12 protein-coding genes and 1 pseudogene are annotated in these 12,990 nt (G+C 33.3%); 5 read left to right on the top strand and 8 right to left on the bottom strand.

The window, feature by feature from the left end; genetic code table 11:
* Positions 1-123 precede the first annotated feature (123 nt).
* On the bottom strand, positions 124-2,355 hold the full coding sequence (locus ACUXEY_RS27775) for an MMPL family transporter (RefSeq protein ID WP_461302046.1): 2,232 nt from the start codon (positions 2,353-2,355) through the stop codon (positions 124-126).
* Positions 2,356-2,471: 116 nt separating this feature from the next.
* Here ACUXEY_RS27775 and ACUXEY_RS27770 point away from each other — a divergent pair, with 116 nt between their 5' ends.
* Positions 2,472-3,095: a TetR/AcrR family transcriptional regulator gene (locus ACUXEY_RS27770; RefSeq protein ID WP_461302045.1), complete on the top strand. Its 624-nt coding sequence runs from the start codon at positions 2,472-2,474 to the stop codon at positions 3,093-3,095.
* A 130-nt stretch (positions 3,096-3,225) separates the two neighbouring features.
* Here ACUXEY_RS27770 and ACUXEY_RS27765 read toward each other — a convergent pair whose 3' ends face one another.
* Both ACUXEY_RS27765 and ACUXEY_RS27760 read right to left on the bottom strand, forming a co-directional pair.
* Positions 3,226-3,891, bottom strand: a complete 666-nt coding sequence (locus ACUXEY_RS27765) for an MBL fold metallo-hydrolase (RefSeq protein WP_429601378.1) — start codon at positions 3,889-3,891, stop codon at positions 3,226-3,228.
* A gap of 66 nt (positions 3,892-3,957) precedes the next feature.
* Positions 3,958-4,365 (bottom strand): GNAT family N-acetyltransferase, encoded by a 408-nt coding sequence (locus tag ACUXEY_RS27760; RefSeq protein ID WP_429601379.1) that lies wholly within the window; start codon positions 4,363-4,365, stop codon positions 3,958-3,960.
* A gap of 750 nt (positions 4,366-5,115) precedes the next feature.
* Between ACUXEY_RS27760 and ACUXEY_RS27755 the strand changes: the two genes are divergently transcribed.
* Complete coding sequence (locus ACUXEY_RS27755; RefSeq protein ID WP_429601380.1) at positions 5,116-5,472, top strand: PH domain-containing protein; 357 nt, start codon at positions 5,116-5,118, stop codon at positions 5,470-5,472.
* Positions 5,473-5,789: 317 nt separating this feature from the next.
* Here the strand turns inward: ACUXEY_RS27755 and ACUXEY_RS27750 are convergent, their stop codons facing one another.
* The gene (locus tag ACUXEY_RS27750) at positions 5,790-6,275 is read right to left on the bottom strand and encodes a DUF2798 domain-containing protein (RefSeq protein WP_461302044.1); all 486 of its coding nucleotides are present in this window, start codon (positions 6,273-6,275) and stop codon (positions 5,790-5,792) included.
* Between the two features lie 210 nt (positions 6,276-6,485).
* Here ACUXEY_RS27750 and ACUXEY_RS27745 point away from each other — a divergent pair, with 210 nt between their 5' ends.
* On the top strand, positions 6,486-7,088 hold the full coding sequence (locus ACUXEY_RS27745) for a DUF2441 domain-containing protein (protein WP_429601381.1): 603 nt from the start codon (positions 6,486-6,488) through the stop codon (positions 7,086-7,088).
* 21 nt (positions 7,089-7,109) lie between these two features.
* On the top strand, positions 7,110-8,063 hold the full coding sequence (locus ACUXEY_RS27740) for a nucleoside hydrolase (protein ID WP_461302043.1): 954 nt from the start codon (positions 7,110-7,112) through the stop codon (positions 8,061-8,063).
* A gap of 164 nt (positions 8,064-8,227) precedes the next feature.
* Here the strand turns inward: ACUXEY_RS27740 and ACUXEY_RS27735 are convergent, their stop codons facing one another.
* Both ACUXEY_RS27735 and ACUXEY_RS27730 read right to left on the bottom strand, forming a co-directional pair.
* Positions 8,228-9,094 (bottom strand): MBL fold metallo-hydrolase, encoded by an 867-nt coding sequence (locus ACUXEY_RS27735; protein WP_461302042.1) that lies wholly within the window; start codon positions 9,092-9,094, stop codon positions 8,228-8,230.
* Between the two features lie 78 nt (positions 9,095-9,172).
* The gene (locus tag ACUXEY_RS27730; protein WP_461302041.1) at positions 9,173-9,961 is read right to left on the bottom strand and encodes a class I SAM-dependent methyltransferase; all 789 of its coding nucleotides are present in this window, start codon (positions 9,959-9,961) and stop codon (positions 9,173-9,175) included.
* Positions 9,962-10,096: 135 nt separating this feature from the next.
* On the opposite strand from ACUXEY_RS27730, the gene ACUXEY_RS27725 reads away from it, so the two are divergent.
* The gene (locus tag ACUXEY_RS27725) at positions 10,097-10,834 is read left to right on the top strand and encodes a ZIP family metal transporter (protein ID WP_429601385.1); all 738 of its coding nucleotides are present in this window, start codon (positions 10,097-10,099) and stop codon (positions 10,832-10,834) included.
* A 50-nt stretch (positions 10,835-10,884) separates the two neighbouring features.
* Here the strand turns inward: ACUXEY_RS27725 and ACUXEY_RS27720 are convergent.
* Both ACUXEY_RS27720 and ACUXEY_RS27715 read right to left on the bottom strand, forming a co-directional pair.
* Positions 10,885-11,049, bottom strand: a pseudogene (locus tag ACUXEY_RS27720) (peptide ABC transporter permease); the annotation flags it as partial.
* Positions 11,050-11,630: 581 nt separating this feature from the next.
* On the bottom strand, positions 11,631-12,662 hold the full coding sequence (locus ACUXEY_RS27715; RefSeq protein WP_461302040.1) for an alpha/beta hydrolase: 1,032 nt from the start codon (positions 12,660-12,662) through the stop codon (positions 11,631-11,633).
* Between the last annotated feature and the right edge of the window lie 328 nt (positions 12,663-12,990).

Below are 12,990 nucleotides of genomic sequence, written 5' to 3'. Positions count from 1 at the left end.
ATTCTATGATTTTATATTGTTTTCTTTCACTAAAATCAAAAAAGATTCCGGAGTGTTGGGAACCCCTTCAGGGTTTCCCAACACTCTGAAAAAAGCCAAGGAAAATATCCTTGGCTTTTTCAACTATGCATCCACTTTTTGTATCTCTTCACTCTTTCTCGAAAGTTTCCCTGGCCAAAAAGCAAAGCGGCCTAAAACTACTGTGATTGCCGGTACAAGTAATGGTCTAACAATAAAGGTATCTAGTAATACACCAATTGCTGTTACAATACCGAATTGAACTAAAACTTGAATTGGTAACGTACCTAATACTGCAAAAGTTCCTGCTAAAATTAAACCTGCGGATGTAATGACACTACCTGTTTGTATAACGCCATTTTTTATAGCATCCAAGTGATTTTGTGTCTTTCTGTTTTTCCATATTTCTGAAACCATAAAGATATTATAATCTTCACCTAAAGCAACTAAAAATACGAATGCATACAACGGTATCGCACCTTGAATGGCCGGCGCTCCCATACCATAACGAAGTAATAGCCACCCTGCTCCTAGTGCCGAGAAGAACGATAATACAACAGTTACAATTAAATAAATCATCGCGACAATTGATCGTAAGTAAACAAGTAATAATAAAGCTATAATACTAATCATTACTGGAATGATAACTGCTTCATCACGTTCCGTAATTTGCTTTGTATCATATAATGACGCTGTTTCTCCGCCAATCCATAGTTGATCTTCTGCATTACTAATCCCAGCATCTTTTAATACTTTTTCTACACTACTTTTCAATTTAGGGATTTGATCTAACGCTTCAATTGAGTATGGATTTTCAGCTAAAGAAACCTCATACATTTGTATTTGCTTATTTTCTTTACCCTCTTTTGGGTCTTTTACTGTATTTACAAAAGAAAATCCCTCTAGTTCTTCTTTAATAGGAAGCTCTTTTCCTTTCGTATCAACAACAACTTTTACTGGCGCTAGTTCACCAGCTGAAAAATGATCACTAATTAACGTAAACCCTTCACGTGAAGGCATATCTTTAGGAAACGATTCTAATAGGTCATATGTGTATTGAATACGTGGTACAAATGATGCCAATCCACCTAATACAAATACAGTAAGCATAATGATTGTCCACGGTCTACGTACTACAACATCACCAAGTTTTTTACTAAAAGCACCTTTTGATTTTTTAACTTTTACTACTTTCTTTTTCCTTCTTGCTAATTCCTCATTCATCGAAGTTGTTCTCGGTACAAACGGGAAGAATGCAGCTCTACCGAAAATTAATAATAACGCTGGTAAAATTGTTAAAGCAGCGATTCCCATAATAAATACAGCAACACTAAATGGTACTGCAAATCGATGGAAGGCACCATAATGAGCAAGTAATAATGTTCCTAATCCAAGTACAACTGTTAACGCACTCATTATTATTGCCCCGCCAGAAGCTTTAATTGCAAGTTGCAGCGCCTTATATTTGCTTTCTTCTTCTAACAAGTACTCCCGATATCTTGAAATTAAAAATAAGCAATAGTCCGTTCCAGCACCAAACAATAACACTGTCATGATTGATATCGCTTGGGCATCGACTTTAATCCATCCGTGATCAGCTAAAAATCCAAGTGTAGGACTAATAATACCGTATGCAAAGCCAACAACAAGTAAAGGTAAAATCGCTAATATTGGTGAGCGGTACAATAAGATTAATAAAACCAATACAAGTAATACAGTAGCAACTAACAATTTCACATCTGCTTGACTAAATAAACTAACTGCATCCGTTTGAATACCTACAGGTCCAGATAATCGAACATGTAAACCAGAATCACTTATTTTTTGTTTGAATGGATCTTCATCGACCTTACTATTCACTATCTTTCTTAAATCTTCAAGATTTCCTTTTAATATATCTGTTCCAGCTGACTTATTAAAGAATACTGGTGTAACAAATGATGTACCATCTTTTGATGCACTTTTTGATAATACTTGTTCCGGGATTGTATCAAATGGCGGTAATGTTGATTGTTCTTTTAAAGGACTAGCCTTTAACTCTTTATAAACGTCTTGTATGAGTTTATAATCCTGTGACTGTAATCCACCATCTCTATACCATACTACTAATAAAGGATTTCCTGCATTATTCGGAAACTCTTTTTTCATAAGTGCTTCTGCTTGCTGTGACATAGCTGTTTCAGGTAAATTTTTCGGATTCGGTTCCTTCGTACTGTTTACTTGTGGCAACGTAAATGAGAGTAGTAATGTAATAAGAATCCATACCGATAAAGTTATCCATTGCGTATGCTTCCCTGCTACAAGCCTCCCTAACATATGTAACGGGTGCTTTTTCATAAAAACCCACCTTCCTTTTTTCCTCTAATATTAATTATATATACTGGTCGGTTAATTAATCAAGAATGAATAAAAATTTGTGTTATAATTATCTCAACAATACATGTCAGGAGCGAATGGATTTGGAACAAAAACAACGTCCCCTCGGAAGGCCTCGTCAAAATAAAAATACAAAATCTACAAAAGAAACTATTTTAGAAGTGGCAACTCGGTTATTTCTTACTCAAAATTATCAAGTCGTTTCCATGGATGAAGTCGCAAAAGTTTGTGGTGTTACGAAAGCAACCGTCTACTATTACTATTCAACAAAAGCTGATTTATTTACCGCTACTATGATTCAAATGATGGTACGTATACGCGAGAATATGTCTCAAATCCTTTCTACAAATAAGACTTTAAAAGAAAGATTATTGGACTTCGCTAAAGTCTACTTACACGCAACGATGGATATTGATATGAAGAATTTTATGAAAGATGCAAAACTATCATTATCTGAAGAACAATTGAAAGAATTAAAAGACGCTGAAGATAGCATGTATGAAGTATTAGAAAAAGCACTTGATAATGCAATGCAAATTGGAGAAATACCAAAAGGAAACGCTAAATTTGCTGCTCATGCATTCGTATCTTTATTATCAATTGGGAATTTTAAAGATGAGAATCACAATCCTATTCTTACAAATATAGATGAATTAGCACAAGAAATCGTTTCTTTTTATTGGAACGGATTAGGACGTTAATATTACATGGGTTTCCTTTAATAAAAAAGCATGTTTGTATTTCTTCAAACATGCTTTTTTATAATGTATTTAGAATTCGATTTATACAATGGTGATTCATATATTTTTCAACATTGTTTAACATAAAAAACTAATTATCTTCTATAACTTTTTGGATTTGTGCGTGTATATTCTCCTTACTTAATCCTCCATGGTAACAAACTACGGATTCAATTTCTAGATTTGCATACTTCTGTAAAGAATTCTGTGCTTCCTTAACATTTAAAGTTGTTGGAGCGTGAATTCCTCCTAACATTCCATTCACACTATACATTGAGTCTCCTGCAATAAGAATTTTACTTTGTTTTAAATATAAACTGATATGACCCGGAGTGTGCCCTGGAGTATGGAGAATAAGAATGCCACCGCAATATGGAAGCTCCTGTCCATCAATTACAAGATCACTCACTTTTCCTTTTGGTGGGTTCTTTACTTGTCCATCCTTCAACAAAGGAAATCCCCCTTCAATATAAGGTTTATCTAGCTCGTGTGCATAAACTTTAATATCGCTTACACCATTATTCAATAATTCCGGAAGGCTACCTATATGATCTATATCCTGATGCGTTAAAATCACAACTTTTAGCTTATCAAAAGGTACCCCAACTCTCTCCATCTCTTTTTGTATATCTTCAAATTGTCCAGGAAAACCAGTATCTATTAAAACTGCCATTTTATCATCCCATAAAAGAATTGGGTGAATAATAAATTCTTGAAACTCAAGTTGTAACATTTCTATCCCTTTAGCAATCTCCATACAGCAACTCTCCTTTATACTGAAGCTTGAAGATACGTACGAGTAAGCTGGAAATATAAAGCTCCACTATCTTATAATATGTTTTGTCATTCCAACAGAAAATGCCTCAAACCCTATAGATTCATAATAAGATTGCAATTTTTCCACACACATAAGTTGGGGAATAACCTTGTTTTGTTCACAGTGATGGATTAATCGTTCTACTATTTCTTTTCCAATACCAATGGACTGATACTCTGGCAATACACAAACACCACAAATAACGCCCGTAATTACACCATCCGATATAATACGCCCCATCCCTACTAGGTTCATTTCATCAAAAGCATAAATTGTATACCAACTTTGTTTACACATTTGTTCTAATTCGTTAACCGTTAATTGAAGAGAATTCCATCCTAACGATTCATACAACGCTAATAATTTATTAAAATCTGTAGGATGTTCACTTGTGTAGCGTATACTATTTTCCATGTAAATACTCCCTATTGTCTGGCTTGTTTATATTTCATAAAATTATCCTTTATAAAAAGTTTGATCGAGTTAAAAATAACTAGATCAAACTTCAATAAGAAAGATAGAATTCCTTCTCTACATAAAATAAAAAGAAGTTATCTCACTTAAGATAACTTCTTTTGTATAAGACTCTCATTATATTATCAACCAAAAACTATACAACTACATACGATAAGCACAAACAGAACTAATAAACCATTTGAGAAATAACCCATAGAATACTACCCCTTTATTTAATTATGTAAAAAATTTTATCATAAAATTTTTTACAACATAATAACTGAAAAAGACATTGAATTCATTAGTTACGTATATTTAGTCATATTTTAATTTCCGGTTATACCCTTCTTTTCTAAAACCATTACTCACACTCATCTACTTCATTACAAACCCAACCTATCGGGGAATGATTAACTCAGCTCTCGCTTCCATTAAAACAGTTGAAAGTATAATATTCAATTTCGTTTACCTTCTATCTAGAATATATTTACGCTATATTACACACATATACCACTATTCTTTGTTTTTTATTGTACAGGAAACTGAAAAGGGTTACCTTCTCATCCTTTACCTAAAAGTCAGCACTACACATTCCTATTCTAGAGAATTTTTTTCTACTTTTATAAGTATAAATCCATTAATAATTATATATGATAAAATAGATTTAATAACTATAAAAATTTCTTACAACAATAAGGAGACCTACTTATGAAGGCGAATCTAGGAACTATAAAAGAATACGTAAACAATGAGGAAGATATTCTTTCTACAATCTACTGCGTAATAAATTTTGGTTATATAAGCAGATCTGGTATTTTAGCTGCTACAAATAAAAAATTATTGTTCTGCTCTGATGCCATGTTTGGAAAAGGACTGAAATGGGAATTTCTATACACCGACATACAAAATTTCAATCATACAGACGGGGTTGTGTTAGAAATGTCCGCGATCCCCTTTATCAAAAAAATAACCATGAACCATGAAGAAGATTTTATTGTATTTGACAATTTTTCAAATACAATAAAGGTACAGTCCTTTTTCGAGTTGGTTCAATCGAAGCAGTAATCCTATCAATGCACAATAAGCATTTGATTTCTCTAAACTTCTTCTTACATATATCATATTGAACGATATAGAAAATCTTATAGAAGTGTAGAAAGAGGGTTTCAATTGCAACCCTCTTTCTACCTATCACTGTTTCGCTTTAAAATCTATTTCCCGCACATAGCCCTACTTATATTTTTTCTTTTGACTATTAATGCCCCTTTATTTTCACAAACTTTTCACCTAATTAAACATATCTTATAAATCAGCATGCCCCAATCATTCAATAGATCGAATTTAAACTATATAATCTTTATATTTTAATGATAAGAATTTATTTACGCTACATTAACAGATTTATTCTTCAAAACAAACTTTCCAAATAAGAAACGCACAAGCGGCCCCATAATAATTAATTGTAATGGATACGCCATAATGAAGTTTTTAATAAAAATCGAGAAATACATCGATACAAAGGAGTCTCCTTGTATCCCACCATGTAAATACATCATAGCCATTCCGTAAAAAGACATAAAGAATACCATTCCAATTACCATAGCTGTCGCCATCGCAATAATAATATTTACTTTTTTCGATTTATCAAACGGTAACGCGAAGACAATTTTTTTCGCACAAGGTCCAACGATACATATTTCAATTAATAGTGCAATAATGAATCCAATTACTAGTTCTAATGCAATCTCCTTAATATGAATTGGTCCCCCAGCTCCGTTCAGTAGTAAATTATAAAACGTCATTACAATAACCATCCCAAGGCACATCATCATACCAAACTGGAGGTTTTCCTTTCTTGTTGTTGGCAATTTCTATCATCCTTTCTGTTTAAGTCTTTGTCATTATATCGATTATGGAAACCTCTTCGTAAGTGAACATTTTGTGAACAAATTTAAAGCGTTATCATTTTCTCTTTCCTTTCTGCTCAAATTCTCACTTTTACTTATAAAGGTTTTATATATTTCAATGTTGAATTACTAAATTTAACATTGAATTACATTACTACTAGGAGGATAACTATGTACGAACAAGAGTTTTACGCATACCACATCGTTACAAGGAAAAAAGTGCAGATTGGACAAATCATACATTTCGATAAAAATCAAAAGAATACGCTATTTCATTTCTTTTTTGAAAGAGGACATTTAAATTCTGACGGTGAAGATTCTATCCAAATTTTAAAAGAACATTATACAAATGAAGAATTACACATAAAGAATGAAAATGCTATAGTAGTTATGGATTATATGGATCAAACAATTAGAGCCGTTAGAGAAACGATTGTGGAAATGGTTAGGCTACAAGAATATCCTGATTATCCGTCAAGATTGTCTTGTTTATATGCTGCAAGGAGCTATGAAGATGCTTTAAAATGGAAAGCATTATTTGATTCTTACAATCGAGAAGTTTTGCAGATTGTTAAATTACAAGTGATTGGACATTGTTTTGAAGGTGACGGAAGCCTTTTACCGAAAGAAGACGGTATCCCATTCTCTCAAAAAATTGAACAAGCTAGAGAGTATTGGAAAGGAAACGTCAGTAATGAACTTCCTGAGTTACTAATCAATGGAAAAATTGAAGTCATGGAAATCATTGATGATTTTTGCACAATTCATATTTAATTCCTAACTAAATCATATAGGATGGAGATTACAATAATGAAAAAAGTGTACTTCAATCATGATGGCGGTGTAGATGATTTAATTTCACTATTTTTATTACTACAGATGGATAATGTCGAGCTTACAGGTGTTTCAGTTATCCCTGCAGATTGCTATTTAGAACCGGCAATTTCTGCAAGTCGCAAAATTATTGATCGCTTCGGCAATGGAAATATTGAAGTAGCTGCATCAAATTCCCGTGCGAAAAATCCATTTCCAAAAGACTGGCGGATGCATGCATTTTATGTAGATGCTTTACCGATTTTAAATGAGTTTGGAAAAGTTGTAACACCCGTAGCAGTAAAACCTGCCCATCATCATTTAATTGAAACTCTACTACAAACCGAAGAAAAAACAACTTTATTATTTACAGGTCCTCTTACCGATTTAGCGCGTGCACTATATGAAGCACCTGTAATCGAGAGAAAAATTGAGCGCCTTATTTGGATGGGAGGGACATTTCGTACTGCCGGCAATGTACATGAACCAGAACATGACGGAACAGCTGAGTGGAATTCGTTTTGGGATCCTGAAGCAGTAGCTCGTGTATGGGAATCAAACATTGAAATTAACTTAGTAACACTAGAAAGTACAAACCAAGTCCCATTAACTATAGACATACGTGAACAGTGGGCAAAAGAGCGTAAATATATTGGTGTGGATTTCCTTGGTCAATGCTATGCAATGGTTCCTCCTCTCGTTCACTTCTCAACGAACTCTACTTATTATTTGTGGGATGTACTAACTACTGCATTTGTCGGAAACACTAATCTTGCAAAAACTCAAACGATTAATAGTATCGTTCATACATATGGACCTAGCCAGGGGCGTACAGTGGAGTTTGATGGTGGGCGACCTGTAAATGTCGTTTATGATGTAAACCACAACGGATTTTTCAACTATATAACTGAATTAGCGAAGAAAGCTTCATTTTGAAAACTTATCTATACGAAAAATAAATAGAATAGCATCACTTCAAATGATATAACCCCCTAATTAGCATTTGGTTGAAACTACATATTTAACTATTGAAAAGAGTATTGAATTAAATTTCAATACTCTTTTTGTGCAGTTTAATTATATTTGATTCATGTAGTGTCTTACTGATCATTCATTTCATAACCATTTACAAAAAACGTTATTGTTTCTAATTCATCTTCATTTAATTCTCTATTTACGTCTCGTTTATACGCTGCCTTTATACTCTCTTCATCGCCTTTATGAATTTCTGTATAAGTTCCTACTGTTTTTAGTAAATGCATTTCTTGTAAAAACTCATTCCGACTTATAGCTGTACCATGGGAAAGAATATATGTCTCCGCATCAAATTTCTCTAATTCATCTATTAATTTAAACGTTCGTTTCGTCGTATAGTTCCACTTTGAAGAAAAGATATCTGCATATATACAGTCTCCTAAAAATAATATCCTTTCTTCTTTCACGTAAATAACAACAGAATCATGTGCATGATCTCCGCCGACATGTTTTAATACACATGTAACTTCACCAAGGTCTAATTCAATTTGATCCTGGAACGTTAAGACCGGAGGAATAATTTTAATATTTCTCGCTTTTTCTTCAAACTCTTTCTTGATGCACTCCGCACAAAATTCAATTTCAGTACCCTCTTTTACACGTGCGTCTAACGCTTCATCTGTCCATTCATAAGATACTAGTGACTGCATTTCTTTTTTCGTTTCATCATGCGCAATAGTTAACGCATTATGCAGTACAGGTAATCCAAAAATATGATCCCAGTGCCAATGTGTTAATGCTACGAAATCCGTACTTGATACATTTTGTTCTTTTAACATTTCTAAAAATAATTTTGCATGTTCTTCTGAATTCCCTGCATCTATCATTAAAGTTTTTTCTTTTCCAACTACCATTCCTAAAATCGGTCTATCTGTTTCAGAAACTGGTGTCATATACCAAAATGAGTTTCCTATTTTTTTAATTTGTTGCATTACAAATCCCTCCATTTACTACTACTCTCTTCAATTATTTTCTGTAAACCTTCATCCAGCACATAGCATAAAATAACACTATTTTTTCTTCCGGCAAACTACTACCATAGAATAGCAATCTTCTCCTAACTCATTTCCTTCCCAATCATTATATATATGTAATAGTTCAAAACCATTCGCTACTAATACTCTTTCTAACTCCTGCGGATACGTATAGCGAAGATCAATCGTTGTTTTCAGTTCTTCTACTTGCACATCACCTTCATAAAACCTTCTTGTTGTTATGTAGTGCTGTATTTGCTGAATTGAATCGTATGTCATTTCAGTATATAGATTACATTTCCTTCCCTTTTCATCCCTAATAATTGTCCAATATTCTTCTGTAGATGGTTGTATTAATTCTTCTTTTGAAGGAAAACGTGTATCGAATATGAATATACCATTATCTGCTAACACATGATGAATAGATGTTAATAACTTATTTTGATCTGTATTCGTAAGAAAATGCTGAAATCCATGACCAACCATAAAAGCTAACGGAATCGTTTCTTCAATCTTCAATTGTAAACAGTCTTGTTGTAACCATTTTACTTTTTCACACTCCGTAGATTTTCTCTTCGCTTCAGCAAGCATTCCTTCATGTATATCTACACCGATCATTTGATATCCGTTTTCTATAAAGGGAAGTGTAACTCTCCCTGTTCCGCAAGCAATATCTAGAATCCATTCATTTTGTATCCTTAGTTTTTGTGCCCATGATAGTAAGAACGGAAAATCTGACAAACTTTTATTTTCCACATCATATCGTTGTGGATTTTCATATTCAGATAAACTCCATTTTGTTTGCAAACGTATTCCCCATTTCATATTTCCACTTAAATTTAATATACAAATTATAACTAATTATTAGTTTTTTCTCTATAATCAAACACAATTACTTGGACTAATCTAACTATCCTTTTCGTAAGCTAAAAATAAGTGGAAGAATCGGAGTGTGATACGATGGAACGATTATGGATTCCTATGATAGTTACATTTTTTTCATTCGGTGGATTACTATTAGGCGGTGCTGTCGGCATTGCTACACGCCAGCTAATTGAAGAAAAAATGCATCGTTTATACGCATTATGCGGCGGAATTTTGCTTGGGCTTTTATCCCTTGAAATAATTCCTGAAACATTTTCAAGCTTTGAAATAATTGGGCCTATACTTGGTATAGCTATCGGTATTTTAGTTATGAGCTTATTAGATAACTATTGTCATCATCCAATGATACATAAAAAAGATCAACAAGCGTGGCAAACTTTTCTTTTTCTTTCTTTTGCTATATTTATTCATAATTTGCCAAGTGGGTTTGCTTTAGGTACAGCTTTTATTAATCATGCTGAATCTGCAGTTCCTTTTTTAATAGCAATCGTTGTTCACCATATTCCTGAAGGATTAGCTTTAATTATCCCCTTTCTCTTTACAAAGCATAAATATATTTCCTTTTTATTAACAACTTTATTACTTTCCCTTATCCTCGGTACAGGTACTGTTTTTGGCATTTTGATGGAAGGGAAGGCCCTACATTTACAAGGGCTCATTATGGGGAGCGCTATCGGTTCACTTGGCTATGTTACAATTCATGAAATGCTTTGGAAGGCAAAGAAACAACTCTCTTTCCTTACATTTTTAATGTGGGCAACTAGTGGTTTTTTACTAATAACAATGTTCACTCTATTTGCTGGACACCACTAAATCAAACGGAAAAAGAAAGCTGAAAACAATTTGTCTTCAGCTTTCTTTTTTTATTTTTGTATCTCTCTATAAAAATAAAAATCATTCACATTAGTTTGTACTCGTTTCTCTTCCTTTACTTCTTTATCCTTGCTCTTAGGTTTTTTTACATTTCCTAGTTTAATCGCATCTTACATACTATTATTAACTAGATTTCTCGCTAAAATTGTCATACTGTCAACTACCCCCACTGAGATGAAACGTTTCAGTGGGGGCTTGAGTTAGAACGCTAGGTCTTTTCGTCTATCGCTAGACAGTTTGACGCTCTAGCATTCATGCCACCTTATGGTAACACCCCAAGTATGTTTTTGGTTGGTACTAGAAACGAACAATCGTTTCCCCACTTGCACCACCCTTTCGAAAAAGAGCAGTTCTTCCTTATGGAAGAAGCCACCACTCAGATGAATCTGGCGTATGCTACAAGCCCCGACAAGTCGAGTACACATGGATGGTTGACGCACCCACTAAGCTATGCGCGGAGCAACAGCCTTACGTTTTTGCACTTCTAATAGAATCGGCGTTTTCACCACCTTTCCCTCGACAAAATTTTATTATTCCAGTCATTTCTCGGAAGTTATATTATATTTTTCGACCATTATCCAAACTTCCCCTTCTATATAGAGAACATTACAAAAAGACTCTTGTCTTTTATACAAAAGTCTTTTTATATAACTTCGCTACAGTTAATACTATGCATCAAAAATCTTGATACGTCTCGCTAACTATGTTAATTCTCTAAAATACGGATACATTTTATTTATTTTACAAATGTATCGCACATCCACTCATAAAACTTTTCCTTCTCTTCAAATTGCGGATAATGCGCAGATTTTTCAAAAGTAATAAATTCTTTTTGATCTGCTTCAATCGTATCAAAATATGTTTTGGCTGCATGCAATGAAGTGTTATAGTCATATTTCCCCATAAGCAAATAAAGAGGTAGCTTCATTTTAGTCACCTTAGCAGGTAATGGATTCTTTAAATCCTTTTCTAATAAGACAGTTTGAGAATGTGATAATCCAACGTTGTAACGAATTACGTCTAACAAGTTATATTCATTACTGAGTAATATCCCAATGTTATCACCATCTGGATTTTCAATGAGTCTTGATGTTCCACCATATTTCGCAACATAATTTCTCGGAGTGTATGTATCACCATTTTTAATTTTTTCAGTCAACCCATTTAAATAGGAAACCTCATCTGTATTCCGAGCTTTTTTTGCCTGTTCAATCACATAGTTTAAACTATCCATTTCACTTTCTCCTGTATCACTCATTTGCCCAATGCCAACATATGCTTCATATTTTTCAGGGGCTTTATTGGCAGCTTGCATTCCGATATATGTACCGTAAGAATGACCAACCAATATTACTTTTTCTTTACCTAAACGTTTTGAAACATAATCTGTCATAGCTAATAAATCTTCTACAAGAAGATCTGATGTAAGATTCGAATAGTCTTCAAAGAAATGATACGATTTCCCGCTCGCTCTTTGATCGTAATTAACAACTGTGAATTTCTCTTCCAATAAGTTTTGGTATTTTTGAGCATATGGTATTTCTGAAGTACCTGGTCCACCATGTACGAAAATAATAACCGGATTGTTCTTATCTTTACCGCGTATCATAATTTCATGACCACTTCCATTAATCTCTACTTGCTCTAATGTACTTATACTGTTTTTCCCTTTTATTTGCGAGGTCCATGTAGGAAATATTAGTGCTACGATTAATAATAGTGTAGTGATGGCACCAATAAGTTTTATTAACTTTATTATCTTCTTCATAAGTAGTTTCCTTTCTTTTAAATTTATAAAAACATCAATTTAGTTCAGTAAAAATACCTCAAAAAAATATATATGTACAACAATTTCACCTTGATCTTTTGCACATTCTTAATATCCCATACACTTCTTAACTTTCCGCTATATAAACTCTTAATATTTTCTTAATTTTCAATATAAAATTCATAGAAAGACTCGATCATAATGTATTAGAAATAAAGAAAAAAGCCCTTGTTTGATATTATCCCCTTTAGGTAGACAGTGTGAAAAAGACCATGTATACACATGGATGTTACACTATTACTTGGAGGGGATTTTTCATGGCCAAAAA

The organism is Bacillus sp. F9_6S_D1_P_5 (genome assembly GCF_054823925.1).
Note: the sequence above shows the minus strand (reverse complement) of the source record. Positions and strands in the feature narration are given on the sequence as shown.

Excerpts from the sequence above, each read along its gene's own strand:
- ACUXEY_RS27775 (WP_461302046.1), bottom strand. The coding sequence starts at position 2,355 with ATGAAAAAGCACCCGTTACATATGTTAGGGAGGCTTGTAGCAGGGAAG.
- ACUXEY_RS27770 (WP_461302045.1), top strand. The coding sequence starts at position 2,472 with ATGGATTTGGAACAAAAACAACGTCCCCTCGGAAGGCCTCGTCAAAAT.
- ACUXEY_RS27765 (WP_429601378.1), bottom strand. The coding sequence starts at position 3,891 with ATGGAGATTGCTAAAGGGATAGAAATGTTACAACTTGAGTTTCAAGAA.
- ACUXEY_RS27760 (WP_429601379.1), bottom strand. The coding sequence starts at position 4,365 with ATGGAAAATAGTATACGCTACACAAGTGAACATCCTACAGATTTTAAT.
- ACUXEY_RS27755 (WP_429601380.1), top strand. The coding sequence starts at position 5,116 with ATGAAGGCGAATCTAGGAACTATAAAAGAATACGTAAACAATGAGGAA.
- ACUXEY_RS27745 (WP_429601381.1), top strand. The coding sequence starts at position 6,486 with ATGTACGAACAAGAGTTTTACGCATACCACATCGTTACAAGGAAAAAA.
- ACUXEY_RS27740 (WP_461302043.1), top strand. The coding sequence starts at position 7,110 with ATGGAGATTACAATAATGAAAAAAGTGTACTTCAATCATGATGGCGGT.
- ACUXEY_RS27735 (WP_461302042.1), bottom strand. The coding sequence starts at position 9,094 with ATGCAACAAATTAAAAAAATAGGAAACTCATTTTGGTATATGACACCA.
- ACUXEY_RS27730 (WP_461302041.1), bottom strand. The coding sequence starts at position 9,961 with ATGAAATGGGGAATACGTTTGCAAACAAAATGGAGTTTATCTGAATAT.
- ACUXEY_RS27725 (WP_429601385.1), top strand. The coding sequence starts at position 10,097 with ATGGAACGATTATGGATTCCTATGATAGTTACATTTTTTTCATTCGGT.
- ACUXEY_RS27715 (WP_461302040.1), bottom strand. The coding sequence starts at position 12,662 with ATGAAGAAGATAATAAAGTTAATAAAACTTATTGGTGCCATCACTACA.